A 26,449-nucleotide genomic window follows, 5' to 3' on the forward strand; every position below is an offset into this window, starting at 1 on the left:
ATTACGTATAGAGCAATGGGCAGGCGCAGTCGCCACTGCGCCCGACATCGGTTTCCGGGCTGGTGAAAACTAGGGTTTCAGATAGGTATAGCCGCTTAAGCAGTTCTCGTAAAAATCGGTCCAGCGTACCGCTTCCCGCGGGTTGATATTGCCGGTAGAAATCTGCTTATCAATTAATCGTTTCATGTCCTGCGCCATAGCGCGCGGGTTGTACTGCATGATATTCAGTACGTCTTCCACAGATGAACCCTTCACCACTTCTTCAATATAGAAGTCTTCCGGATCATCATCATAACTGAAGATATGCACCTCGTTTAGGCGGCCAAACAGGTTGTGCATGTCGCCCATGACATCCTGATACGCGCCGGTCAGAAACAGCCCGACGTAGTATGGCTCATCCTTTTTCAGCGGGTGCATGGGCAGTACGTCGGTGATTTCACGACCGATGGTGAACTGATCGATTTTGCCATCGCTGTCACACGTAATGTCGACCAGCGAGCAATTCACCGAAGGCGGTTCGTTCATGCGGGTGAGCGGTACCACCGGCAACAGCTGATCAATGGCCCAGGTGTCGGCTGCCGACTGGAACACGGAAAAGTTACACAGGTACTGGGATGACAGGCTGTAATCCAGTTCCTGCAACTCCTCTGGCACATACTCTTCTTTGGCATACCAGACCTGCAGGCGCTCCATGATCTGCCAGTACATCGACTCAATCTTAGCCAGCTCCTCTAAGTTCAGAACCCGCAGCTTGAACGCGTCAAGCGCCTGTTCTTTATACTGCGACGCATCGTTATACACTTCCTGCATGTTGGTTTGCTGATCGTAGGTTTCCAGCAACTCGCGGATGTTTTTCACAAAGAAGTGCTCGCCATCTGCGGCGCGGGTATCGACCTGGGCACTGTTGGACTTAATTTCTCCGACAATCTCGGTCACGACACAGCTGTGGTGGGCAGTAATGGCACGGCCACTTTCACTAATGAGGGTAGGATGCGGCACCTCTTCCAGGTCGCACATTTCTTTCATGCCATACACTACATCAGATACATATTCCTGCATGCTGTAGTTACGTGATGATTCGTTGGTAGAGTTACTGCCGTCGTAGTCAATCCCAAGACCACCGCCGACATCTACGTAATCCAGTGCAAAACCCATTTTATGCAGGTCGGCGTAAATCCGGGCGCCTTCCGTCATGGCCTCTTTTACCGCGCGGATGTCAGTGAGCTGGCTGCCAATATGAAAATGCAGCAGTTTGAGACAGTGCGCCATGCCCTGCGACTCAAGGTAACGTGCCGTTTTGATGATCTCTGATATGGTCAGGCCAAATTTTGCCCGTTCACCGCCTGAGCTTTCCCATTTCCCCCGGCCTTTCACGGTCATTTTGGCGCGTACACCAATAATCGGCTCAATATCCAGTTCTTTTGCCGTTTTAACCAGCAATAGCAATTCACTGTATTTTTCTACGACGACGACGATTTTCCGCCCCAGCTTGCGGCCCAGCAGCGCAAGCTGCATAAATTCGGCGTCTTTATATCCATTGAGGACTGTAAGTGAGTCCTCATTAACGTTCATCGCCAGTACAGTCAGCAATTCGGCTTTCGAGCCGGCTTCCAGGCCATAGTTAAACGGGGCGCCAGCGTCGACAATTTCTTCCACCACTTCCCGCATCTGATTGACCTTAACCGGGTAGACGCCCTGGTAGCGACCGTTGTACTCGGCTTCTTCGATGGTGTTTCGAAATATCGTATTTAAGCTGGCAACCTGGGATCGCAAAATGTCATGAAAACGAACCACCACCGGGAACTGCACGCCCTCTTCACGAATTTCTTCGATCACCGATTTGAAATCGATTCGGATGCTTGGATCTTCCGGTACCGGGGTAATGTGTACGTTGCCATTTTCACCTACCTGAAAATAACCGCCGCCCCATTGCGAGACACCATACACCCGTTCCGCTTCTTCAATGCTCCAGTTTGCCAACGTTTTCACCTCACGCCTGTATGTAGTAGCCGACTGGGCCGACTAAGTAATTTATGGGAATTGTTGCTGCGCATTATAGACATCTGATGCCTGCAGCCAAAAGAGTGTTGTACACTCTACTGTCGTTTTTCTTCGTCCAGCCACGTTGTGACAGCGTCTGCCTCAGACGGCGACAAGTACTGTGCGAGCCATTCAACACACTCGTCCCGGGAGGTGGTACGTTTAAGCGCGAAGCTTACCTGTTTAAAATATTTCAGCAGATGATCGGCCTGCGCAAAATCGTCCAGCAACCAGATTTCTCCCTTCTGGTTACGTCTGTCCAGGAAAATTGGATACTTTTCATTGTTGCTTTTCACTTCCTGGGGAACACGCATACCACGCATGTCGACGATCAGATAGAACGCGTTACCCTGGCGTTTATTCAGAATATCAGCCAGTTCAGAGATATATTGCAAATCTGTTGATAATTCCCAAAGACCTGACTTCCTTACCACAAAGCAATGACCCATTGCTTTTATCTGGTACTTCTTTGTCGTCATAACCAGTGTAACCTTGTAGAGGTTGGTAACATCCCTGCGAAAATTAAAAGAAAACAGACCGCTTTTTATTGTTGTTGGTGCGATTACCTGCCAGTACTGGAATTCCACCAGCGATGGTTAATTGTACATGAGTCAGTAGAGAGTGACGATGAATGGTGTAACAATCTTTTTCTGCGTAGGTTATGAATTGACAGGTGATGGGCGGCACCTGCCAGGCTTATCCGCCACGAAGAAGACAGTGGCGGATAAACTGGAACTGCTGAGCCTAATGGGTGCTAATTAGTCAGCTTTTTGTGCATTTAGAGGATGAAGTTCCGATAGTAGCGGATAAACTGATCGACAGGCGCACCACCGCATCCATTCATACGATCAGAACAGGAGCGGCCACGAATGCGCGTACCCGTTGTCACTTTATTTAAATCGCTGGGTGCCTCTTCGTAAAACTCGATGCCTACATCAATCAGCTCGGCAAGCTGCGGGCCATTTACTTCAATAACTTCATATTTATCATCCTCGGGCGCCGCGCGGCCTGCTTTGACTTCAACCTGCTTATCAGTTTCAGGCACCGCCATATCATAGGTCGACATTGCCTTGAGTGTGGCAGGAAAGGTCTCTTCGTTTAAACGACCTTCACGGTCCAGCCGGGCCAGTGTTTGCGGTACAATCTCATGTTTAGCTTCTACCAGTACCGCCAGCCACTGGTCTGCTTCTGCGACGTTCTGAACACCGTATTTCGGATTAGACAGAACTTCCCCCATAAAATACGCCGCATTACGATGGCCTTTTTTGGCGGCATCACGCAGGTAGCGCATGCCTTCCTCTTTCGACTCTGCATCGTCCCGGGTAACCAGCATCAGACCGGCTTTGTACTTGCCGTAGATAGACCCCCAGCGTGACGCCTTTTCGAACGCTTCCAGCGCTTCGTCCTTGTTAACGTCTGTGCCGTATCCATTGAGGTACATATCACCCAGCAGCGTGTTGGCACTCACGTGATTGCGCGCATGTTTTTTTATTTCTTTAAAACGCTCGACGCAGGCGTCACTGTCACATTTTCCGTAGGTCAGTGTGAGTGCACCTGCTGAGGGCATAAGCATGAGGGTGGTAATTAACGTAATGAGAGTCTTCATAATTTCTGATCCCTGAAGTCGTTCTTAGATTCCGTTTTCTACATTAGTACATCTTTGCCAACAGTGACAACACCTGCCCTGTACGGCTGATTTTTTGAGTCCGGGACGATTAATCGTCGCCGAACTCGCGGATAGATCGCATATAACCAACGATGACAGTGAGCCAGGTTTGCGCCGTGAAGTATGAGGGAGGAGGCTGCTTGCCTCAGTTATCACTTCAAAGCCTTGTCGTTATTAGCGTTTTCCAAGTATAAATTGACGATAGTAACGGATAAACTGGTCTTCCGGTACAGAACCGCAGCTGTTCATTTTATCAGAGCAGGAGCGGCCACGAATGCGCGTACCCGTTGTAACCTTATTCAAATCGCTGGGTTCTTCCGCATAAAACTCTATTCCCAGGTCGATAAGCTCAGCAAGCTCAGGGCCGTTAACTTCAATGATTTCGTATTTATCATCATCTGGCGCGGCACGCCCGGCTTTCATCACTACCTGCTCTTTTTCTGGCAATGCCATATCAAACCTGGACATGGCCTCTAGCGTTAAAGGAAAAGTTTCTTCGTTTAAGCGACCTTCACGGTCCAGCCGGGCAAGTGTTTGCGGTACAACCTCATGTTTAGCTTCTACCAGTACCGCAAGCCACTGGTCTGCTTCTGCGACGTTCTGAACACCGTATTTCGGATTAGACAGAACTTCCCCCATAAAATACGCCGCATTACGATGGCCTTTTTTGGCGGCATCACGCAGGTAGCGCATGCCTTCCTCTTTCGACTCTGCATCGTCCCGGGTAACCAGCATCAGACCCGCTTTGTACTTACCGTAGATAGACCCCCAGCGCGACGCCTTTTCGTACGCTTCCAGCGCTTCGCCCTCGTTAACGTCTGTGCCGTATCCATTGAGGTACATATCACCCAGCAGTGTGTTGGCACTCACGTGATTGCGCGCATGTTTTTTTATTTCTTTAAAACGCTCGACGCAGGCGTCACTGTCACATTTTCCGTAGGTCAGTGTGAGTGCGCCTGCTGAGGGCATAAGCATGAGGGTGGTAATTAACGTAATGAGTGTTTTCATAATTTCTGTTCCCTGAAGTAATTCCTACAATTCCGGTTTCTACATCAGTATATCTTTGCCAACTATAAAAACACATACTCTGTATGGCTTATTTTTGAGTCCGGAACGATTAATCGTCGCCGAACTCGCGGATTACACTATTGATGGTTTCTTTGGCATCGCCTAACACCATACGGGTGTTGTCTTTGAAAAACAGCGGATTGTCCACGCCCGCGAAACCGGGATTGGCGGAACGTTTCAGCACAAACACGGTTTTTGCGCGATACGCTTCGATGACTGGCATACCGTAGATTGGGCTGCCTTTCATTTCTTTGGCGGCAGGGTTGACCACATCATTAGCGCCGATGACGATCACTACATCGTAATTCTCCATGCGTGGATTCACATCGTCCATTTCCAGCAAATGGTCGTAAGGCACGTCGGCCTCGGCCAGCAGCACGTTCATATGGCCCGGCATACGCCCTGCGACCGGATGAATAGCATACTCGACGGTGGCACCGTTGCTTTCCAGTAACGACTGTAACTCACGCACCGCATGCTGCGCCTGCGCGACGGCCATACCGTAGCCGGGAACCACCAGCACGGCCTGAGCGGCTTCCAGCACATAGTAAGCATCCTGCGCCGATAGTACTTTAATATCGCCTTCGATTTTCTCACCCGCTTCTACCGGTGTTGCAAAACCTGACAGCAATACATTGGACAGCGACCGGTTCATGGCTTTACACATGATGGAGGTAAGAATCAGCCCTGACGCGCCGACCAGCAGCCCGGTCACGATCAGCACAGTATTGGCGACTGCCAGACCGGCGGCGCAGGCAGCAACGCCGGAATAACTGTTCAGCAACGCAATAACCACCGGCATATCGGCCCCACCAATAGACAGAGTTGCCCACAGTCCGAAACTGAGCGCCAGACCAATGCCCAGCCACAGCCACAGCGGGTTTTCAGGCTGAGTAACAAACAGGTAGCCAACCACCACTAACCCAATCAGGTGCAGAATACTCAGCTCACGCAACCCGGTAAAAATGATGGCTTTGGTCGGAAATTTTTCCGCCAGTTTGCCCCAGGCCACAATGGAGCCAGAAAACGTCACGCCGCCCACCAGCAAGGTGAAGTACAGTGAAATAAACACAAACAGGCTGACCGCACTACGGCTTTCCGGCGCGATGGCAGACAGTGTCGCCCACGCCAGCAGTAAGGACGCGGCACCACCAAAACCGTTAAACAGCGAAACCATTTGCGGCATGGCGGTCATTTGCACGGTTTTGGCTTTCCAGGCACCAATAGCCCCGCCAATCACCACGCCAATAATGATGTAGGTATAGCTGATAATTTGCTGATCGAGCAGGGTGACAACCACCGCTATCAGCATACCTATGGATGAAACCAGGTTACCGCGCCGGGCGCTGGATGGGTGACTGAGTAACTTCAGACCCACAATAAAGAGGGTAGCCGCAACTACGTAGGCCAAATTAATGGTCATTGAAATGGGTGTCATGGGCTGTCTCCTTACTTACCGTCTTTTTTGCGAAACATGCCCAGCATGCGATCGGTGACCAGATAGCCGCCCACAACGTTAATGGTGGCCAGTGCCACGGCGGCGGTGCCCAGCAGAGTGGTCAGCATGCCCGACCCGGAGCCGGCTGAAACCAGCGCCCCCACCAGGGTGATGCCGGAAATGGCGTTAGAGCCTGACATCAGCGGTGTGTGCAGGGTGGCCGGTACTTTACGGATTAGCTCAAAGCCCAGGAAGGCGGCCAGCAGCACAATGAAAAGCAGATAAATAGTGTCCATGTTACCCCTCCTTATAGGCGTTTAAGAGCATGTCGTTACGTATTGCGCCGTCATGGGTAATGACACAACCGCTTAAAATTTCATCGTCTAAATCAAGGTTGAACTGTTTTTCCTCCTGCGAGTAAAACTCATCAATGAGGTTATAGACGTTATTGGCATACATATCGGTGGCCGCGCGCGCGACCTGCTGACTCCAGTCACCGGTACCGATAAGCGTCACGCCTTCAACGGTGACGGTTTGACCGGGCTCGGAGCCTTCCACATTGCCGCCGCCCTGGGCGGCCATGTCCACCACCACGCTGCCGGGCTTCATCAGCTTTAAGGTATCGCGGCTAATCAGTTGCGGTGGTTTGCGGCCAAACAGCTGCGCCGTCGTAATCACAATATCTGAACTGGCAATGGCGTCTTTTTGCGCGTCCTGCTGCTTTGCTTTTTGCTCGTCGGTCAGCTCTTTTGCATAGCCGTCTTTGGTCTGGCCGGTTTCGCCAATATCAATTTTCAGAAATTTGGCGCCCAGCGACTCAACCTGCTCGGCCACCACCTCGCGGGTATCGTACGCCAGCACATTGGCGCCCAGTCGTTTCGCGGTGGCAATAGCCTGCAGCCCGGCAACGCCGGCACCAATCACAAAGACTTTAGCCGGCTTGATGGTGCCCGATGGGGTCATCATCATGGGCAAGATAGAAGGCAGGTTACTGGCCGCCTGCATCACCATGACGTAACCCGCCAGGCTAGCCTGTGAACTTAGCGCGTCCATTTTCTGGGCCCGCGATGAACGGGGGATCATTTCAACCGAGATGGCGCTGAGTTTTTTGTCAGCCAGCTTCTCTATCAGCGGCTTCTGGAAAAACGGATCAAGGTGCCCAACCACCACCGCGCCGCCTTTCAGTGCATCAATATGCTTGTCACCCGGGCGGTTAACACACACCAGAAAATCGCTATCGGATAAATGGGGGCCGATGTCCTCGACGCATGAGGCCCCTGCGTCTGTGAAAGCGTCATCTTCATAACCGGCTGCTATGCCAGCCCCGGCCTCAATAATGATTTCAATATCATTTTTGCTGAAGCGCTGTACAGTGGAAGGCGTCACCGCGCACCGCTTGTCGGCCCTTCCGAAGGGCTCCGGCCCCACAGACTCATTTAAAACAAGTATTTTCACACACGTCTCCGATTCGTCTACTTACCCTGAGCATGACATCATCCGACCAGTTGATGGCATTTATTATGCTTATCGCTAACATGCTCATAAGAAATACATTTTATGAAGGTAGCAGGATGAGAGCGTTAAGCAATCAAAAGTTTTTTGCCTGTTAGCCATCGCAGCCTTGTTTCTCTGCTCGTAGCAAACCGGAGGGAAAGATTAATTAATAGCCGCTATTTTTCAGTCGCAGGAACGCGTCGAGGCCACCTATCGGGCCTCTTGTGTTGAATAAAACCGGGCAAGGGAGGTTTACACCAGGGTTTATGTTCCTCCCCGCTAGCAGATTAACTGTGCGTTATTGCACCTGATTTTTTTCGAGGGTGATCTGTTTACCCGATGAGGCACTGAGCCTGGCAGCATCGAGAATTCTCATCACCAGCATATTATTTTCCAGCGAAGATAACGCATAGGGTTCAGGAGTAATGCTGCCGTCTATAACGGCCTTGAAGTAACTGAAGGGATCATCATAGGGGTATGGGCGTTCACTCAATGTTTTTGTTGTCTGGGCAAAATCATCGTAACCTTCGGCCACCCGTTTGCGGTATGTGTGTCTGTTATCGGCATAAAGCACTCCGGTTTCGCCATACACTTCCATATCTTTGCGGCCAATAGGCCAGTTCCATGATGCCTGAATCACCGCCTGTTTATCCGGGTAGGTCAATATTATGGTGGCCTCATCGTCGACTAAGGGGTGATTCCCGGGTTGCAGTTGCTGGGTAATGGCAGTGACCGAATCAGGAAGCTGCCCATTCGTCAGCCAGGTCATAAGGTTTACTCCGTAGCAGCCAAAATCCATTATCGCCCCACCACCGTTTTCAGCCGGATCCAGCAGCCAGTCGAGAAACTCTTCGTTGATGCCCAGTTTTACCGGACCTTTGTGGCCGTCACGTACAATTACTTTACGCATCGGGCCTACCGCGTCGGCGGTCAGTACCTGCTTTACTTTGTGGTTGGTCGGGTACCAGGTGGTTTCATAATTTGTCAGCAGATGGATATCGTGCTTGTTAGCAAGGCTGGCCATTTGTTGTGCATGCTCGAGGTTTATCGCCAGCGGCTTTTCCACCATGACGTGGATCCCTTTGGGCGCGGCCGCCTGAACCACCTCAAGGTGTTCGCGAATACTGCCGAACGCGGTAACAGCATCAGGCTCAGTGGCGTCTAGCATCGCCTCCAGACTGGGGTATACCTTGTCTATCGAGTAACCGTGCTGTTCACTGTAACGCTTTGCCAGCGCGCGATTAGATTCAGCAATACCGACAATTTCAATGTCGCCGCGCTTCTCACTTTCAAAAATCCAGTGCACGTGTGTGTGAGTAAGACCCGCCACACCAATACGCAATTTATCAGCCGCCATCGCCTGCCCCCACATTACAAGCGTTGCAACTACACATAGTACCCACTTCATTTCCTTCCCTTGATTCGACATGGCTTTATAAAATTTAGCTTATCCTACCTTGCCATTCATGCAACGGGCTTTTGGATTAGCAGACACAAAAAAGGCGCTCCGAAGAGCGCCTTTTATAAAGCATTAAGCTTAGGCTGGCTTACATCATGCCGCCCATGCCACCCATGCCGCCCATGTCAGGCATTGCTGGTGCTGCACCTTCTTCTTTCGGGATTTCAGCAACCATGGCTTCGGTGGTGATCATCAGTGACGCGATAGACGCGGCAAACTGTAGCGCTGAACGGGTTACCTTAGTTGGATCCAGGATACCCATTTCCAGCATGTCGCCGTAGGTGTCGTTCGCTGCGTTGTAACCGTAGTTACCGTCGCCGCCTTTCACAGAGTTAACAACCACTGACGCTTCTGCGCCGGCGTTGTAGGCGATTTGACGCAGTGGCGATTCCATCGCGCGCAGTGCCAGTTTGATGCCCACAGTCTGGTCTTCGTTGTCACCAGTCAGTTCGGCCAGTTTCGCTGCCGCACGTACCAGTGCCACACCACCACCAGGGACTACGCCTTCTTCAACGGCTGCGCGGGTTGCGTGCAGCGCGTCTTCAACGCGGTCTTTCTTCTCTTTCATTTCAACTTCGGTGGCAGCACCGACTTTGATTACCGCAACACCGCCAGACAGCTTGGCCAGACGCTCCTGCAGTTTTTCTTTGTCGTAGTCTGAAGATGATTCTTCAATCTGACCACGGATTTGACCGCAACGCGCTTCAATTGCCTGGTCGTCACCAGCACCGTCAACCACAGTGGTGTTGTCTTTGTTGATAACCACGCGCTTGGCTGTACCTAAGTCTTCCAGCTGAACTTTTTCAAGCTCCAGACCAATCTCTTCAGAGATAACCGTACCGCCAGTCAGAATCGCAATGTCCTGCAGCATGGCTTTACGGCGATCGCCAAAGCCTGGTGCTTTAACCGCAGCCACTTTCACGATACCGCGCATGTTGTTAACAACCAGTGTTGCCAGCGCTTCACCTTCTACGTCTTCTGCCATGATAAGCAGTGGCTTACCGGCTTTCGCTACGTTTTCCAGTGTAGGCAGCAGTTCACGGATGTTAGAGATTTTCTTGTCAACCAGCAGGATGAACGGGTTATCCAGTTCAACAGTGCCGTTTTCCTGATTGTTGATGAAGTAAGGCGACAGGTAACCGCGGTCAAACTGCATACCTTCAACCACGTCCAGCTCGTTTTGCAGGGCCTGACCTTCTTCAACAGTGATAACGCCTTCTTTGCCTACTTTTTCCATTGCCTGGGCAATGATTTCACCTACTTCGGTGTCAGTATTGGCAGAGATAGTCCCTACCTGGGCGATAGACTTGCTGTCGGCACAGTCAGTAGACAGGGCTTTCAGTTCTTCAACGGCTGCAGACACGGCTTTGTCGATACCGCGCTTCAGATCCATTGGGTTCATGCCTGCGGCAACAGATTTCAGGCCTTCGGCAACAATTGACTGAGCCAGAACCGTTGCAGTAGTGGTACCGTCACCGGCTTCGTCATTGGCTTTAGACGCCACTTCTTTCACCATTTGTGCGCCCATGTTCTCGAACTTGTCTTCCAGTTCGATTTCTTTGGCTACCGAAACACCGTCTTTGGTGATGGTAGGTGCGCCAAATGACTTATCCAGAACGACGTTACGGCCTTTAGGACCTAGCGTTACTTTTACTGCGTTTGCTAGTGTGTTTACGCCTTTCAGCATTTTTTGACGGGCGTCGTCGCTAAAACGTACTTCTTTCGCTGCCATGATAAATTCCTCTAAATTCGGTTAAAACGGGATAAACGGATGTTATTCGACGATGGCCAGGATGTCGGCTTCGCTCAGGATAAGCACTTCTTCGCCATCCAGCTTGTCAGTTTTCACGCCGTAACCGTCGTTGAAAATAACGGTGTCGCCAACTTTAACGTCCAGAGCTTTTACATCACCATTTTCAAGGATGCGGCCATTGCCAACTGCGATCACCTCGCCACGCGTGGATTTCTCCGCGGCAGAGCCGGTCAGCACGATGCCTCCGGCAGATTTGCTTTCTTGCTCTGCGCGCTTGATGATTACGCGGTCGTGTAAAGGACGAATTGCCATTTTCAAGTCTCCTGAAAATTTCACTATTCAAGTAAGTTTATGAATCGACGCACGTTGTACGTGTGTCGTTTACCCAAGTGTCCTGATTTCTCAGGACAAAAAATCATTCTGCCCGGATAAATGGGGGAGTAGCCGGACAAACTCAAGTGTTTTAAATCAAAAAATACAAATTTTTTTCAAGGCGGCTGGCTGGCGGCCCGGAACAGGACCCAGCCTGTTCGCGTGGCCACAGAAAATTAGCGGATCCGGCGGTCAGGATCCTGCTCGGTTTTATCGGCGTACTCGCCTTCAATCACGTCGTCATCGTTTTTGCGGGTACGGTATTGCTCATAATGCGCACCAGCTCCGGTCTGGGTGTACTGACCTGCAGACGTGACCACCCGCATTTTCATATGCTTGCTGATGTGTGCGGCCAGGATGTGCCTGGTGCCCGGCAACACGAAAAGAAAGCCGAGAATATCGGTAATAAAGCCGGGGGTTACCAATAAGATGCCTGCCACCACCAGCATCATGCCTTCTACCAATTCGCGGCCCGGAATAGTATTTTGCTGCATCTTTTGCTGCGCAGTCTGTAACGTGTGCAGGCCTTCCCGGCGAACCAGGTAGGCGCCCGCAAAGGCGGTAATGATGACCAGGGCAATAGTATTCCAGCCGCCGATAATGCCGCCAACCTGTACCAGTACCGCAATTTCGATAATGGGCATGGCGGCAAAAAGTAAAAATAGTAGTCGCACCGGGCTCTCCAGTTTTTGCTCAATATGACTGTATTGGGGCGACACGCAGACTTTGCAATGGGTTCGCACTGTGTCGACAAGGTGACAACCTAATGAGACAGACGGCGAATAACTGTGAAAGAATAGGGCGTACGATCAGGTCTTTTGGAGGTGTTATGGCAGCCATAATTATTTTATCGACAGCCCCCAGTCATGCGTCGGCCAGACAGATTGCCGATGCATTAATTGAAGCGCGGCTTGCGGCCTGTGTGCAGTTGCTACCGCAGTTAGAGTCGGTATACCACTGGGATGGTAAAGTTGAGTCTGACAATGAGTGTCAGGTTATCATAAAGACCACATCAGACGCGCAACAGGCTGCGTTTGATAAGGTCTCTGAGCTGCACCCGTATGCCGTCCCCCAATGGCTGATAATTAATGATGTGAGTGGCAGTGATGCGTATATAACCTGGCTTCACGACGAAGTCAGCGCGCCACTTAAACGCCAATAAACGAGGATTTATGAAGCACCTGTTACTGCTGGTTTTACTGAGTCTCACCGTTGCTTTTACGCCACAACTGGCTCACGCCCAATTCAACGATGACGGCATGGATGATGTTTTTGGCGGCGAAGAACAGACGTTTCTGAAGGTTGATGAGGCGTTTGAATTTGATTTTAATCAGCAGGATGACACGCTCGTTATCAGGTTCGCCATAGCTGACGGGTATTACCTGTATAAAAAGCAGTTTAAGTTTGTCAGCGACAGCGCGGAGCTTGGCAACGCCGCCTTCCCTAAAGGAAAAATGATTGAGGATGAGTTTTTCGGAACCTCTGAAGTCTTTTTTGAAGATCTGACGATTCGCCTGCCGGTTAGCAAGGCAACCGAGGATGCGCTGGTTAAAGTGCGCTATCAGGGCTGCGCAGAAGCCGGTTTATGTTACCCGCCAACGGTGAAGCAGGTGTACCTGAGCGAAGTCGGCACTGCGTCATCACAGACTGGCAATGCTACCCAGTCTGAGCAGTTTTCACTGGCCGACCGGTTAAGCAGTAGCGACAGTGTGGCGATCACCTTATTGTTGTTTCTGGTGCTGGGCATTGGCCTGGCATTTACGCCCTGCGTGTTTCCTATGTACCCCATTATCTCCGGCATTGTGATTGGTCAGGGTAAAGACATTAAGCTGTCACGGGCCCTGTCACTGTCGTTTATCTACGTGCAGGGCATGGCCATAACCTATTCGCTGCTGGGGCTGATCGTGGCCTCGGCGGGCGTACAATTTCAGGCTGCGCTGCAACATCCGGTAATTCTGGGCGTCTTCATCGTGGCCTTTGTGCTGCTGGCCATCGCCATGTTTGGTGCCTATGAAATTCAGTTACCGGCGGCCTGGCAACAGCGCCTGAACAACCTTAGCAATGATCAGACCCGTGGCTCGTTTGTGGGAGTGTTTATCATGGGTGTGCTGTCTGGTCTGGTCGCCTCGCCCTGCACGACCGCACCGCTCACCGGTATTTTGCTGTTTATTGCACAAACCGGCGATATGGTCTTTGGCTTCATTGCCCTGTACGTGCTCAGCATCGGCATGGGGATCCCGCTGGTACTGTTTGCCGTAACAGGGGGTAAACTGCTGCCAAAAGCTGGCAACTGGATGAACATTGTCAAAGTTACCTTCGGCTTTATGATGCTGGCCGTCGCGCTGATTTTTGTCGAGCGCCTGTGGAGCAGTGATTATGTCAATCTGTTCTATGCGGCACTGGGCCTGGCAGCCTTTACCTATTACCAGGTGATGAATCAGGGCAGTGCCGCATCACTGGGCAAAGGCGTGCGCAGCCTGGTTATCTTTATCGGCTTATTTACCAGTGCCATGGTAGGCTACCAAACGCTGTTTAGCGACAGTTCACTTACCCAGTCCAGCTCCACCAGCAGCGCCGGGCAGGCACACCCGGAATTTGTGGTGGTGAAAAACCTCGAAGATTTTGAGGCCAAGCTGGCAGATGCCAACGCTCAGGGAAAATCGGTGATGGTGGACTTATATGCCGACTGGTGCGTAGCCTGTAAAGAGTTTGAAAAGTATACCTTCCCGGATGCCGCCGTGGTAGAGGCGTTAGATAATACGGTATGGATGCAGATTGATCTGACCGAGAATACGCCCACCAATCTGGCGTTTCAGGATGAGTTTGATGTACTGGGTCTGCCTACCATTCTGTTTTTCAATAAAAACGGGACGGAAGTGCCACAATCACGGGTTACCGGCTTTATGAAAGCGGCACCGTTTGCCCGACATGTTGAGCAGGTGCTGCCTGAGTAAGGAAGATGCATGCGTGTCGTTCTTCTCTGTGTATTATTCACAGTTAATAGCTACAACGCGCTGGCGGACACCCGCTGTTTTGATCAGCAGCGGTTTTGTTTCGCCACCGAGCGCGACGATGACCGCTACACGTTAACCTTGTACCGGCACGCACCATTACCGGTTGTTGTCACCGTTTATGCGCCGCAGCTTGCCTCACACCATGCCACTTATGCACTTGTCGATGACACACCGGTTACACTTGCTACCCTGGACAATCCTGCCGCTTTCTGGCGTACGATGCGCGTACGCTGGACACCGGGCGAGCTAAATGCCACGCACAATGATGACATACGCTATTCACCGCCTCTGAAACCTATCGACGCGTATCCCATCGTCCAGGGTTACGACGGGCAGTTCAGCCACACGGGGGATTCACGCTACGCACTGGATTTTGCCGCCGATGTCGGCACCCCGGTTTATGCAGCGCGCGGTGGCGTAGTGATCGATGTAAAAGCGGACAGTAATTCCGGTGGTGCCTCACAACGTTACGCCGGTGACGCCAACTATATCGCTATCCTGCATGATGACGGTACCACCGGTGAATATTATCACTTGAAGCATCAGGGTGTGCGGGTAAGCCGGGGTGAGCAGGTCGCCCGGGGTGCACATATTGGTGATACTGGTAACACCGGCTTTTCCTCCCTGCCGCATCTGCACTTTGCCGTTTACCGGGCGAAAAGTCATGGCCGGTTTGAATCGGTGCGGGTCCGCTTCTCGCCACCACTCATCGACACCAGCACTCATTAAGGTTACCAAGAGATTAGCCATTGCTTGCGAAACCTGCCTTTCGACTACGCACTGCAGGACTCGCTGAATGATGACAGACGTATTCGCATCTTCTTTTACCTTCCTAACTTTGCATCGAAATCACCTGATTAGACCAGTATTTTGCTGCGAAATCTGTGAACGGAACTATAATCAGGCTCAGTTGCCGAAAACGATACGTACAATTGGTTTTATTTCGTGCAACTTGCTATGAATTTTGCTGAAATGACTCAACGACGTAACTTTTAAAGCACGATAGCAGCAATTTGATGAATATTTTGATTATTAATGGCCCTAACCTGAATCTGTTGGGGCGGCGAGAGCCAGATAAATACGGGCACCAGACGCTCACGGACATTGTTGACGCTCTGACGGCGCAGGCAGACTCTGCCGGCGCGACGTTATCCCATTTCCAGTCAAATGCTGAGCACGCCATCATTGATCGTATACATCAGGCCATGGACACCGCCGACGCTATCATTATTAATCCAGGTGCACTTACTCATACCAGTATTGGTTTACGGGACGCGCTGCTTGCGGTGCAGGTCCCCTTTTTTGAAGTGCACCTGTCGAATATTCACGCCCGCGAATCATTCCGGCATCACTCGTACCTGTCAGATGTCGCCGCAGGCGTTATCGTGGGCATGGGTCCGATTGGCTATGCGCTGGCGTTAACCGCCGCACTGAATTTACCGTCTAAACAACAAAATAACTGAGACAGAACATGGATATAAGAAAGATTAAAAAACTTATTGAGCTGGTAGAAGAATCTGGCGTTGCCGAGCTGGAAATTACCGAAGGCGAAGAGTCTGTACGTATTCACCGGGGGCCGTCCGGTGCGCCGCAACCGATGCAGTATAATTATGCAGCACCGGCACCGCAGGCCGCACCTCAGGCACCGGCTGCTCCTGCCGCACCCAGTGAACCCGAAACACCGGCCGCACCGAGCGGTCATACTGTCAAATCACCGATGGTGGGTACTTTTTACCGCGCTTCGTCGCCTACCGCGAAACCATTTGTAGAAGTGGGTCAGTCAGTGAAAGTTGGCGATACACTTTGCATTGTTGAAGCAATGAAAATGATGAATCAGATTGAAGCCGATAAAGCCGGTGTTGTGAAAGACATCCTGGTTGATAATCAGGATCCGGTGGAGTTTGATCAGCCACTGTTCGTCATCGAATAACCAGGCGGCCGCTATGCTAGATAAAGTACTAATTGCCAACCGTGGCGAAATAGCACTGCGTATTTTGCGTGCCTGCAAAGAGCTGGGCATCAAAACCGTTGCTGTGCATTCCACCGCGGATAAGAATCTCAAACACGTTTTGCTGGCCGATGAGTCAATTTGCATTGGTAAAGCCTCTGCCACTGAGAGTTATCTGAACATTCCCCGCATTATTGCGGCGGCAGAAGTCACCAATTCGATTGCCATTCATCCGGGCTACGGGTTCCTCGCAGAAAACGCTGACTTTGCCGAAGCTGTTGAAAAAAGCGGGTTTATCTTCGTGGGTCCTACCGCAGACACCATTAGTCTGATGGGCGACAAGGTGTCGGCCATCAACTCAATGAAAAAAGCCGGCGTGCCCTGTGTTCCCGGCTCAGACGGGCCACTTAACGATGACGCAGAGCGCAATAAAGGTATTGCCAAGCGCATCGGCTATCCCATCATCGTCAAAGCCGCCGGTGGCGGTGGCGGACGAGGAATGCGTGTGGTGCGTAAAGAGGAAGAGCTGATTAAAGCGATTGAAACCACGCAGGCGGAAGCAGGCGCGGCGTTTGGTAATGCCACCGTCTACATGGAAAAGTTTCTTGAGAATCCCCGACACGTAGAAATTCAGGTGCTCGCGGATGGCCAGGGTAATGCCATACACCTGGGTGAACGTGACTGCTCAATGCAGCGTCGTCATCAGAAAGTCGTCGAAGAAGCGCCAGCGCCGGGTATTTCTGAGCAAATGCGCAGTAAAATCGGCGATCGCTGCCGTCGCGCCTGTATTGAAATTGGCTACCGTGGCGCAGGTACCTTCGAGTTTTTGTATGAAAACGGCGAGTTTTACTTCATTGAAATGAATACCCGCATTCAGGTCGAACACCCGGTGTCTGAAATGATCACCGGTGTCGATTTGATCAAGGAACAGCTACGTATTGCGGCGGGGCAGCCTCTGTCTATTGATCAGTCACAAATCCAGATCCGCGGTCATGCCATTGAGTGCCGTATCAATGCTGAAGATCCTGAAACCTTCGTACCCAGTCCGGGGCACATTGATATGTTTCATTCTCCCGGCGGCCTTGGTGTCCGGTGGGACTCGCACATCTATGCTGGCTATGCGGTGCCGCCGTTCTATGATTCAATGATTGGTAAGCTCATTACCTACGGCGAGAGCCGTGATGAAGCTATTGCCCGCATGCGCCACGCGCTGGATGAGCTGGTCATCGACGGCATTAAAACCAACATTCCGCTGCAGCGGAAAATCATGTCTGATGAAAACTTTTTCGCGGGTGGTACCAATATCCACTATCTGGAAAAGAAACTCGGTATTAGCTAAAGAGGACGCGCCGGACACCTTGGGAAGATACCCGGCGCGTTTTATCGATTGGTTTAATCGACAAAGCCTGATGGAGCATGTGCGGGGTGAAACGTATACTTCGTGTTGTTAAATGATGTGTTTCTCCCACACTTCCCTTAGGAAACCTGACGTTTTCTTCAGCCGGTGCCTGTCACCGGCTTTTTTCTGTGTGCATTTTATACTACTGTCATAAACCCGTGGCACTATTGGCATACGTTAAACTATTATTTTCACCTTCTATGACGATACGCCTTTGTTTGCTGTGTTTTTGCTGTGCGCTTTTGTTCAGTATTCCGGTAGCAGCAACCCCAGGGTATTCACACAACCTGGATGTTCAGGTACGACTTGATAACCGCAGTAACCGCGCGCATCGTGAACAATACCGGTTGCGTTACTACCCATCTGTGACATTCAGCGAAAACAGCGCATGGTCACTTAACAGTTTTGTGGTCAGCGGCGATGACTTTTCTTCCAGCCACAATACCTTTGGCAGCGACAATACCGATCGCATCTATGTGCGCCGTCTGTTTGTACGGCATACCGGCGATTACGGTAAAACCGAAGCGGGCGTCATTCCCACTTATAAAGGACGGGTATCCTCGTCCGGACTGTCGAAGGATGGCTGGATTGAGGGACTACGGCATGTACGTTACCTGCCGAACGACAGCGCGCTGGAACTGGTTGTCGGTCAGCTTCACAACACCAATCCGGCCAATGCTCTGTCGACACCCGACGACCTGGACTATATCGAGCTGGAATATTCGGCGCGCATGGGGCAGGCGCAAAGCTTTGAAATCAGCGCAGAGCGCATGACCAATGGTAACTTTTTACGCGGTGAGTATCGCTGGCGTTTCAGTAACGAAGCCACCGTGTTTGTTGAGCTGATTAAGCGCCTGGATAAAGACGAAACCAAGACGGTCATGGGGCTCAGCGGGCAATGGCAGATGGGTAACTATCCTCTTGAGTATTTTGCCCACTATTCCTATGTGAGCGAAGGGTTTGGTCCCCGCGCTGAGTTAACCGAGGACTTTCTGGGCACCGGCCATGGCATGTCTGCCGAACTTGAAGGCGAGTTGTGGTCGGACTGGCAACTTGACTGGTTCGTCCGCCTTGACGTGGTGGACAGTGTGTCGCGGGTATTAACCGGGGTCAAATTCCCACTTCATTATCCCTGATACACGTTATAAAAAAGGCCCACCAGAGGTGGGCCAAACAGCAAGAACGCGTACACACTTCAACAGTGCATAGGTAGATACGTTGTCTCGCAGCCCCAGTTCACTCCCCTCAGGTTACGTTTTTTTAATAAAAAATGATTTCTCCGGCCAGGCTGCAGGCTTTATGACTGGCGGATAATATGTTTTTGTAACATGCAGAACTGACTTCTCGAATTTAATGCAACCTTGACTATAATTTGATTGTTATGCAAACACCTTATCGTCAACTTAAAGCACAACTTCCCGTTCAGTACCTGTCCATTGACGTATTGCTTGCACTACGTATTCTGTTTGATAAAGACGGTGACATCGTTAACCTGGACGATGATATTCGCGAGCTGGCGCACCACCCTGAACGTCTTAACAACAGTTACCGGCCAGAGTGGGAAGCCTATGTTACGCGTGCGATTGCCGCCGAGCTAAACAAACATCCCGACCAGAATGTTACACAGTTTGTTGAGCGTATTCTCAGAGATGTCGAAGCCGTGAAAGACAGCTCGTTTCGGTATGATACGCTGTATGAAGCCGTATGCCGTGCCGGAGCTGTTAATGATGCCAGCAACACCAGCGTATTTCCCACGCCATGGCGACAGCAAATTATGGCGTTGTTGCTGCCCGTCAGCACACTACCCAGAGAGTAATACCGGCGAAGGGCTGTTTACCATGGGCGACAGCTATTGCCGGCAAAATCTGCCTTGCAACTACACACTTCTTACTCGCTAAGGCACGATAGGATCCTACGCATTTTTACTAGCCGGCGCCGTCCGGCTTATACTGCGACGGACAATAACCCCGCTCAACGTCTGGTGAGCGTAGCTTTCGATGTTTGGTTTTGCGTCCGCTGACACGCGCCCGCCAGTTTTTGAACGCTTTAGGCTTCAGCTGGTGACGCATAAACTGAATAACGTCATCTTCGCTTAGGCCGAACAGACGCTCAATAGCTTCAAACGGTGTGCGGTCTTCCCATGCCATTTCTATAATGCGGGAGGTATCGACGTCATTAAATCGTGATGCCATTCTCATCTGCCTGTCTGTCTTTTTCGAACTATGACAAATAATACGGCTGTCACGCCTCGCTGTTCACTGCGCCGCATGAACGATCGTTAATAATTCGGCAGCAGCCTGTGCATCTGACATCGCACGGTGGTGCCTGTCCATCTTAATACCAAACTGCGCAGTCAGTGCCGCCAGCGAATAGCTGGGCAGGCCGGGCTTGGCACGACGCATTTCCCTGACCGTACACAGCTTGGGCCGCCGGAATGTGCGCTCAAGGCGTGCAAATTCCTGACGGATAAAGCCAAAATCAAAATTCACGTTGTGCGCCACAAATACGCAGCCTTCGGTAAACTCGTCAATAATGTCTGCCACCTCACTGAACAGCGGCGCATCAGCCACCATGGCATCGTCAATGCCAGTCAGTCGGGTAATGGATTTTGGAATTCGGCGCTGCGGGTTGAGCAGTGTCTGATAGCGGTCAATGATTTCACCATGCTGCATTTTTACCATGCCAATTTCAGTGATCCGGTGGTAAGCATTATTGCCACCGGTAGTTTCTATATCGACGACCACATAGGGCTGATTCGGGTCGCGCACCCAGTTTACCTGGGTAATATTCACCTCAAACCCCGCCTGCTGCATGCGCTGTATGGTGGTCAGCTGATTGCGCCTTAACTGATCACCCGGCGCCTTGATTTCTTCAAAGCGCAGGATCTCACCGTCGAATACCATAATGTCAGGGAATCCGTCACTGAGTCCGGCAAAGTCCTCGCTCATCATGCGCAGTAGGGTAATAACACTGTGCAAAGGTGCGTGGTCAAGCAAAGCGCTAATCGTCTCAAGTAAACGCTGGTGCCACATAAACAGCGCATTTACTTTGCCATAATGCGCGCCTGCCATGCGGGTAACATGCTGCATCAGCGCGGTCGTATCAGTCAGGGTATTAAGCAACGCTTCGATGTCTTCGCTAAACTGCGTGTAAAAGGTGTTGTGTTTCAGCGACTGAGGACGACGGTCAAACTCTGTCACCAGCACATCACGCTCAAATAGCAGAGGCCAGAACGTCAGACCAAACAAACTACGCCACAGCCGGTTTTCAGTCCGCCAGCAGTGCAGTCCCTCACGCCGGTAAAAACCCAGAACACCGGCTTCGACCTCGTGGCGGTGGCTTTCATCCAGGTCGAGCGTGCGACTGGCGCTACGCAGCATATCGGTTACCGCACTGGTCCGCTTTTTATGAAACTTTCTGGCGTAAAAATCCTCCGCAAAGGCTAGCAACGTATCAGAGGGCGGAGTATCAATCAGTGTTTCCAGGCGGGCTTTTACCTCGTCTTTACGGCCTGCTTTGTAGGCTTCTCTTATCCACTTTTCCTGAGCCTCGTCACTGTCTGCCTGCGCCAGCACACTCAATGCAGTGTCAGGCTCAGTGGCCAGCAGCGCCAGACCCAGTCGCAGCAAATAGCGATTGCGGTATTGCTGCGCCGCCGGGCTTCGCAGAACAGGCATCTCAGTGCGAGCGGCCACCAGCTTCTCGGTATCACTCCAGAATGGTACGCGCTGATAGTCATTCACATACGTCCAGGCTCTGACCGCTTCATCCTTATCATCAAACCGCGCACTGTCCTGCGTTGCATCGGCCCGGGTGCGCATGATCCCTAAATCGCGCATAGAAAACTGATTCAGCCGGCCCTTGCTGTGACCAAAATAAAGAAATAACAAATAGCGAAGCGTGTCATTAAAGCGGCTGACCAGATAGTCCTCTGGCAACGAGGAGGGCCAGCCATGCACGCGGACCTGGCTTTCCAGCAGTAACACCAGATCGTCTTTTTTTCTGGCATTTAAACTGCCTGCACCGTCAGGACGCAACAGGGTAATAATTGCATCTTTGGTCAGCGCTCCGGCAATGTCAGTCAGTGATGCCTGAGCAATATCACCAAACCAGCCCGTCTCGGTCAGTGCATCCAGATGCGCCTGTGGCGTGTCAATTTCTGCATAATTGAAATGATGACGATTGATGACCGCATACTTCCGGTTCGCGGCGCGGGCAATCAGACACTGCTGATCTTTGCAGAGTGCCCGAAAGTCCCTGATAAACGCGTGCGCCTCGCACGTCAGTAATGCCCGGTTAGCGCCCTCAAAAAAACCCAGGAATTCGTGAAAATGATCAAGATAATAGGTTGCCGGCAACGTTTTGTTACGCATATCCCATCCATAAGCACTGTACTTTTAAACAGTATACGCTGTTCAGTGTAACCGCGAAAGTGCAGGAGGCGAACTGTTATCGATGACCGCAGCGCCTTAATCAATTCGAATACGCTGACGGGCAACCCAGGCGAAATGCGCCGCAAGACTGTCATCAGCTAACAACCTGTCCAGTGTATTGAGGTGTTTGGCCAGCTCCATTGCAGTATAAAAGCGGTGGATCCCGTCGTGACACTGCCGGCAGATATAAATGCCCTGACTTAGTTCCTGCCGTGAATAGTTTTTACGAAAGTAGGCACGCCGGTGCATGTGACGGGGAATAAGATGGTGATATGTCAGCCGGGTTTCGCGCCCACAGCATGGGCAGATCCCGGTACGTTTCGGTAGCGGCATGGGCCAATATTCACAGGTTAAACCATTCTTTGCAATGCGTTTGGCAATCCACCGGCTTACCTGCTGCGTAAAAGCCTCTAGTAAAGGTGCAGATAAGTTTATCGCCGCTCAAGCGCACAGCCAGGTGCCGGGTCAAGGCAATCTTATTGATGCGAATAAGGAGACACCATGAGCTTAACCCAACCGATGACCTTTGAGTGCCCCTACTGCATGGCACCCAACGATGTCGAGATTGATGAAATGAACGATGTCGGCCAGCAGCAGGTGCTGGACTGCCAGATTTGCTGCCAGCCAATTGAGCTGCATGTCAGCCGCGATGGCGATACTTTGTCGCTGCAGGCGAATCGCGAAAATGACTGAGCAAATACGGTCAGTATCGGCTGAGCAAATTAACGACATGGAGGCGCGATACCGCGCTAATTTCGTGAACAGCCTGTCCGGCTTTAAGTCGGCCTGTCTGCTGGGGACCAGTGACGGGCAGACGGACAATCTGGCCATTGTCAGCTCACCGGTTCATATTGGTGCTAACCCACCGTTGCTCGGTCTGATTATGCGCCCGCATTCCGTGCAACGTGATTCTCTGTCTAACATTAAGCAGTTTCACGACTATACGCTGAACCACGTGCATCACAGCTGGACCGACAAAGCCCATCAGACTGCTGCCAGATACCCGGCAGACACCAGCGAATTCAGCGCGGTAGGATTAACCCCCTGGTATTCCACAGCACTCAACGCACCGTATGTAGCAGAAAGTCACGTCAAAATCGGACTGAGACTGGTGCAGCGGCAAGTGCTGTGCAACGACACAGAATTACTGATTGGCGCAGTTCAGGAAGTGCTGGTGACAGACACCCACATTGCTGACGATGGCTATGTCGACCTTGAAGCGTTAGGTAGTGCCTGTATTTCAGGGCTCGACAGCTATCATCAGACTACCCGGCTGGCGCAGTACGCGTATGCCAAACCTGACCAGCCTCTGCATCAAAAAAATGGCAAATAGCGGCACGATCTGAAAAAAACTTAATAAAGATCAAAGACAGAAAACTTTTTTTGTCAGATCCTGAAAATACGCGTATAAGTATATACCATTGACAAAAGGAGCCGGTTACCTGACTGCAACCGGCTGTCTGAAACCTGCTTATACGCAGGTTTTTGTATTTTAGAGAGTGATTAAAAAAGAATCATTCTCAATTTTATTACTCTGGAGATAACTATGAAATCGGTTGATCGTCGCGGTTTCCTCAAGATGTCTGGTACAACACTAATTGGTTTAACACTGGGAGGAACAGCGCTGCGGGCGCATGCGCAGGAACCACTGGATGCAGACGACCCGACAGCCAAGGCACTGAACTATACCGCTTCTTCCACTGTGGATGGGTCAAACTGTGGAAATTGCATGTATATACAGGGTGACGAAGGGAAAAGTCAGCGCCCCTGCGCTATTTTCCCTGGCAAACTGGTCGATGTGAACGGCTGGTGCAGTGCCTGGGTCAAACGTCCGAGCTAATTGATGTGGCGCGCAGGGCAAGGGTCGACCTGCGCGCCTGTTGCTTCACTTGCCCTTAATACCCCGCAATACAACGAAAAAATCTGGCTGCCATTGTGTTTCTCAGGCACGCTAAGCCAGAATAACCAGAATGTTCAGTCTGTGAACGTTTTCGCATTATAAAATCAATAACCTTTTATTACCCTGCAACCGCAAGGAGACTTTGCCCATGCACCCATCCCGGATAACTCCATACTGTCTCGCTCTTATTGGCCTGCTAAGTATTTTCACTGCCAGCGCTCAGGAAAAAGACGCGACCACCGCGCCAGTGCCGGAAGCTGCCATGTCGCAAACCACGCACAAAGCCAGAATCAATGGCGACACGATAAAATACAGTGTGCATGCGGGCGATATTCACCTGAAAGACAAAGACGGCAAGCCAACCGCGTCGGTCTTTAGCATCAGCTACCTACGTGAAGATGTGGATAATCGCGCCGAACGCCCTTTACTGTTTGTGTTTAACGGCGGCCCGGGCTCTTCCAGTGTATGGATGCATATGGGCCTGTTCGGCCCAAAACGCGTGGTGCTGCCGAGCGATGCCAGCAAGGTCGGCGCACCGCCTTACCCGATTAAAAATAATCCGGACAGCCTGCTGGATATGGCCGATCTGGTATTTATTGATCCCGTAGGCACCGGTTACTCGAAACCACTGGGGGAAACCGAAGGGAAAGCGTTCTGGGGCGTAAAAGAGGATGCGCAGGCACTGGCCGAGTTCGTACGGTTATACATCACCAAGCACAAGCGCTGGAATTCCCCTAAGTACCTGGCGGGTGAGAGCTACGGCACAACCCGCGCAGCGGCGATGGTCGGAGAGTTACAGGAAGGCTGGGGCAGCATTGACTTAAATGGGGTCATGCTAATTTCGTCCATCCTTGATTTTCAGACCGGCGATTTCACCGACGGTAATGATCTTCCTTACCTGACCTTTTTGCCAACGTACGCGGCGACGGCCTGGTATCATGACGCGATCCCCAATAAAGCGCAGTACGACAGCCTGGGGAGCTTTCTGAGTGAAGTTAAAGACTTTGCGCTGGGCGAGTATGCAAGCGTCCTGCTAAAAGGCGATCTGGCCAGTGACGACAGCAAGGCGTCAGTCGTCGATGCTCTGCATGCCTATACCGGCCTTGATAAAACCTATATTGAACAAACCGATATGCGTATTAACGAATTCTATTTTATGAAAGAGTTACTGCGTGACCGTGGCGACGTTGTAGGCCGGCTGGACAGCCGTTATCTGGGAGAAGATGAAGTCCAGGTTTCCAGCAGTTTTGAAGCAGATCCGTCCTCATATGCCATAGACGGCGCGTATACAGCGGCCCTGCAACATTACATGGCCACCGAGCTGGATGTGCTGCGCGAGGAAAAATATAACGTACTCTCAGGTGACGTGTTCCGTAACTGGAACTGGCAGATAGGTAACAGCGCACGCGGCCAGGGTTTTCTGGCGATGACCCCGACGTTGTCGCGGGCGATGCGTCAGAACAAAGATTTCCGTATCTTTGTCGCCAATGGCTACTATGACTTAGCCACGCCATTTTTTGCCACCGAGTATTCAATGAATCATCATGGCATTGATAAGGATCGGCTTACCATGAAGTATTACGAAGCCGGTCACATGATGTACATCCACCAGCCTTCATTGGAACAGCTGACCGAAGATCTGCGTCAGTTTTTGTCCTCGGCAAACTGACTGTCAGGGGCTGGCAGTCTGTCATGCAGATTGACCAGCCCAAACCTGTCAAGTAACGCCTGATACCGACCGTCAGCGATAAACTCTGCAAGCACCTCATCAAACTGCTCTCGCAACACGGGATCATGGATTGCCGCGCTGTAAGGGCTGATACTGAACAGTTCGTGGATCACGGTGGCATGCTGCTGCGAATCAGGCAGCTGCCCTTTCAGATAAGTAAAAATGTTACGATCGAGCACGGCAACATCGACGCTGCCTAGTAACAGCATACTGACCTGTCGGCGTTGTTCCGGTACTTCCAGGTATCCCGAGGTGCGCTCAATCATGCGCGCGAACGCCGGACCGAGTACTTCAGTGGCTGTCTGAAACGCAATCACACTGTGTCCGGCCAACGCATCAATTGAATTGATATCCAGCTGTCGGTCCTGGCGGGTGACGGCGACATTCTGATAAATAACATAAGGGTCGGTGAGTAATGTCGCGTTGATGGTGTGGCGCAGATTCATGGTCAGCCCCATATCCACCTCGCCTTCTGCCACCATCATCATGGTACGTCCCATGGGCACATAGACCGGCCGCATCTCGTGACCTAATTCGTGCAGAATTTGCCGGACCAGCTCCAGCTCAAAGCCTGAATCGGCGTCAGACATAACATAAGGTGGCTTGTTCCAGCCAACGACAACATCCAGCGTTTTTGACAGCACAGAAGCCGACATTGTAGATGCCGCCAATATCGAAAGCGCAGAAAGTGACAGGCGCATGTATCACCAACAGGCATAGCCAGAAAACTCTAAGA

27 protein-coding genes are annotated in these 26,449 nt (G+C 51.4%); 12 read left to right on the forward strand and 15 right to left on the reverse strand.

Going from position 1 to position 26,449, the window contains the following annotated elements:
* Positions 1 to 69 precede the first annotated feature (69 nt).
* From speA to IE054_RS13055, 11 genes are all read right to left on the reverse strand, one after another.
* The gene (speA, locus tag IE054_RS13005; protein ID WP_189407365.1) at positions 70 to 1,980 is read right to left on the reverse strand and encodes a biosynthetic arginine decarboxylase; all 1,911 of its coding nucleotides are present in this window, start codon (positions 1,978 to 1,980) and stop codon (positions 70 to 72) included.
* 116 nt (positions 1,981 to 2,096) lie between these two features.
* Positions 2,097 to 2,519, reverse strand: coding sequence for a hypothetical protein (locus tag IE054_RS13010; protein ID WP_189407066.1), 423 nt, complete (start codon positions 2,517 to 2,519; stop codon positions 2,097 to 2,099).
* A gap of 299 nt (positions 2,520 to 2,818) precedes the next feature.
* Positions 2,819 to 3,646: a tetratricopeptide repeat protein gene (locus tag IE054_RS13015; protein ID WP_189407068.1), complete on the reverse strand. Its 828-nt coding sequence runs from the start codon at positions 3,644 to 3,646 to the stop codon at positions 2,819 to 2,821.
* A gap of 234 nt (positions 3,647 to 3,880) precedes the next feature.
* A complete protein-coding gene (locus tag IE054_RS13020; protein ID WP_189407070.1) occupies positions 3,881 to 4,714 on the reverse strand; it encodes an SEL1-like repeat protein in 834 nt (277 codons plus the stop codon).
* Between the two features lie 109 nt (positions 4,715 to 4,823).
* On the reverse strand, positions 4,824 to 6,212 hold the full coding sequence (locus IE054_RS13025) for an NAD(P)(+) transhydrogenase (Re/Si-specific) subunit beta (protein ID WP_189407073.1): 1,389 nt from the start codon (positions 6,210 to 6,212) through the stop codon (positions 4,824 to 4,826).
* Between the two features lie 11 nt (positions 6,213 to 6,223).
* Positions 6,224 to 6,508, reverse strand: a complete 285-nt coding sequence (locus IE054_RS13030) for an NAD(P) transhydrogenase subunit alpha part 2 (RefSeq protein WP_189407074.1) — start codon at positions 6,506 to 6,508, stop codon at positions 6,224 to 6,226.
* A gap of 1 nt (position 6,509) precedes the next feature.
* A complete protein-coding gene (locus IE054_RS13035; RefSeq protein WP_189407076.1) occupies positions 6,510 to 7,667 on the reverse strand; it encodes an NAD(P) transhydrogenase subunit alpha in 1,158 nt (385 codons plus the stop codon).
* A gap of 337 nt (positions 7,668 to 8,004) precedes the next feature.
* A complete protein-coding gene (locus tag IE054_RS13040) occupies positions 8,005 to 9,114 on the reverse strand; it encodes a Gfo/Idh/MocA family protein (RefSeq protein ID WP_229805141.1) in 1,110 nt (369 codons plus the stop codon).
* Between the two features lie 139 nt (positions 9,115 to 9,253).
* Positions 9,254 to 10,897, reverse strand: coding sequence for a chaperonin GroEL (gene groL / locus IE054_RS13045; RefSeq protein WP_189407081.1), 1,644 nt, complete (start codon positions 10,895 to 10,897; stop codon positions 9,254 to 9,256).
* Positions 10,898 to 10,939: 42 nt separating this feature from the next.
* Complete coding sequence (locus IE054_RS13050; protein ID WP_189407083.1) at positions 10,940 to 11,230, reverse strand: co-chaperone GroES; 291 nt, start codon at positions 11,228 to 11,230, stop codon at positions 10,940 to 10,942.
* Positions 11,231 to 11,466: 236 nt separating this feature from the next.
* Positions 11,467 to 11,964: an FxsA family protein gene (locus IE054_RS13055; RefSeq protein WP_189407086.1), complete on the reverse strand. Its 498-nt coding sequence runs from the start codon at positions 11,962 to 11,964 to the stop codon at positions 11,467 to 11,469.
* A gap of 155 nt (positions 11,965 to 12,119) precedes the next feature.
* Between IE054_RS13055 and cutA the strand changes: the two genes are divergently transcribed.
* The 8 genes from cutA (at position 12,120) to IE054_RS13095 (ending at position 19,467) form a co-directional block, all read left to right on the forward strand.
* On the forward strand, positions 12,120 to 12,452 hold the full coding sequence (gene cutA, locus IE054_RS13060; protein WP_189407088.1) for a divalent-cation tolerance protein CutA: 333 nt from the start codon (positions 12,120 to 12,122) through the stop codon (positions 12,450 to 12,452).
* A 10-nt stretch (positions 12,453 to 12,462) separates the two neighbouring features.
* Positions 12,463 to 14,244 (forward strand): protein-disulfide reductase DsbD, encoded by a 1,782-nt coding sequence (locus IE054_RS13065; protein ID WP_189407091.1) that lies wholly within the window; start codon positions 12,463 to 12,465, stop codon positions 14,242 to 14,244.
* A gap of 9 nt (positions 14,245 to 14,253) precedes the next feature.
* On the forward strand, positions 14,254 to 15,033 hold the full coding sequence (locus IE054_RS13070; protein WP_189407093.1) for a M23 family metallopeptidase: 780 nt from the start codon (positions 14,254 to 14,256) through the stop codon (positions 15,031 to 15,033).
* Between the two features lie 287 nt (positions 15,034 to 15,320).
* On the forward strand, positions 15,321 to 15,767 hold the full coding sequence (aroQ, locus tag IE054_RS13075; protein WP_189407096.1) for a type II 3-dehydroquinate dehydratase: 447 nt from the start codon (positions 15,321 to 15,323) through the stop codon (positions 15,765 to 15,767).
* A gap of 8 nt (positions 15,768 to 15,775) precedes the next feature.
* Positions 15,776 to 16,234, forward strand: a complete 459-nt coding sequence (accB, locus tag IE054_RS13080) for an acetyl-CoA carboxylase biotin carboxyl carrier protein (RefSeq protein WP_189407098.1) — start codon at positions 15,776 to 15,778, stop codon at positions 16,232 to 16,234.
* A 13-nt stretch (positions 16,235 to 16,247) separates the two neighbouring features.
* Positions 16,248 to 17,591 (forward strand): acetyl-CoA carboxylase biotin carboxylase subunit, encoded by a 1,344-nt coding sequence (accC, locus tag IE054_RS13085; protein WP_189407101.1) that lies wholly within the window; start codon positions 16,248 to 16,250, stop codon positions 17,589 to 17,591.
* Between the two features lie 302 nt (positions 17,592 to 17,893).
* Entirely contained in the window at positions 17,894 to 18,787 is an 894-nt protein-coding gene (locus tag IE054_RS13090; protein WP_229805143.1) for a hypothetical protein, read from the forward strand.
* A gap of 245 nt (positions 18,788 to 19,032) precedes the next feature.
* The gene (locus tag IE054_RS13095) at positions 19,033 to 19,467 is read left to right on the forward strand and encodes a hypothetical protein (RefSeq protein WP_189407103.1); all 435 of its coding nucleotides are present in this window, start codon (positions 19,033 to 19,035) and stop codon (positions 19,465 to 19,467) included.
* 109 nt (positions 19,468 to 19,576) lie between these two features.
* Here IE054_RS13095 and IE054_RS13100 read toward each other — a convergent pair whose 3' ends face one another.
* From IE054_RS13100 to IE054_RS13110, 3 genes are all read right to left on the reverse strand, one after another.
* Positions 19,577 to 19,843 carry a TIGR03643 family protein gene (locus tag IE054_RS13100; RefSeq protein ID WP_189407105.1) on the reverse strand — a complete coding sequence of 89 codons (267 nt, stop codon included), beginning with the start codon at positions 19,841 to 19,843 and terminating at the stop codon, positions 19,577 to 19,579.
* A 63-nt stretch (positions 19,844 to 19,906) separates the two neighbouring features.
* Positions 19,907 to 22,024, reverse strand: a complete 2,118-nt coding sequence (locus tag IE054_RS13105) for an exonuclease domain-containing protein (RefSeq protein ID WP_189407108.1) — start codon at positions 22,022 to 22,024, stop codon at positions 19,907 to 19,909.
* Positions 22,025 to 22,120: 96 nt separating this feature from the next.
* On the reverse strand, positions 22,121 to 22,417 hold the full coding sequence (locus IE054_RS13110; RefSeq protein WP_189407110.1) for an HNH endonuclease: 297 nt from the start codon (positions 22,415 to 22,417) through the stop codon (positions 22,121 to 22,123).
* 168 nt (positions 22,418 to 22,585) lie between these two features.
* Between IE054_RS13110 and IE054_RS13115 the strand changes: the two genes are divergently transcribed.
* The 4 genes from IE054_RS13115 to IE054_RS13130 all read left to right on the forward strand — a co-directional run bounded on the left by IE054_RS13115 (position 22,586) and on the right by IE054_RS13130 (position 25,653).
* A complete protein-coding gene (locus IE054_RS13115; protein WP_189407113.1) occupies positions 22,586 to 22,777 on the forward strand; it encodes a zinc ribbon domain-containing protein in 192 nt (63 codons plus the stop codon).
* Positions 22,770 to 23,417 (forward strand): flavin reductase family protein, encoded by a 648-nt coding sequence (locus IE054_RS13120; RefSeq protein WP_189407115.1) that lies wholly within the window; start codon positions 22,770 to 22,772, stop codon positions 23,415 to 23,417. The genes IE054_RS13115 and IE054_RS13120 overlap by 8 nt, the downstream gene beginning before the upstream one ends.
* Before the next feature lie 213 nt (positions 23,418 to 23,630).
* Complete coding sequence (locus IE054_RS13125; protein WP_189407118.1) at positions 23,631 to 23,924, forward strand: high-potential iron-sulfur protein; 294 nt, start codon at positions 23,631 to 23,633, stop codon at positions 23,922 to 23,924.
* Positions 23,925 to 24,132: 208 nt separating this feature from the next.
* Positions 24,133 to 25,653, forward strand: a complete 1,521-nt coding sequence (locus tag IE054_RS13130) for a S10 family peptidase (protein ID WP_189407120.1) — start codon at positions 24,133 to 24,135, stop codon at positions 25,651 to 25,653.
* On the opposite strand, the gene IE054_RS13135 is transcribed toward IE054_RS13130, so the two are convergent.
* Complete coding sequence (locus IE054_RS13135; RefSeq protein WP_229805144.1) at positions 25,629 to 26,369, reverse strand: substrate-binding periplasmic protein; 741 nt, start codon at positions 26,367 to 26,369, stop codon at positions 25,629 to 25,631. The genes IE054_RS13130 and IE054_RS13135 overlap by 25 nt on opposite strands.
* Positions 26,370 to 26,449: the final 80 nt, after the last annotated feature.

It is taken from the genome of Alteromonas halophila, from assembly GCF_014651815.1.
Taxonomy (GTDB): domain Bacteria; phylum Pseudomonadota; class Gammaproteobacteria; order Enterobacterales; family Alteromonadaceae; genus Alteromonas; species Alteromonas halophila.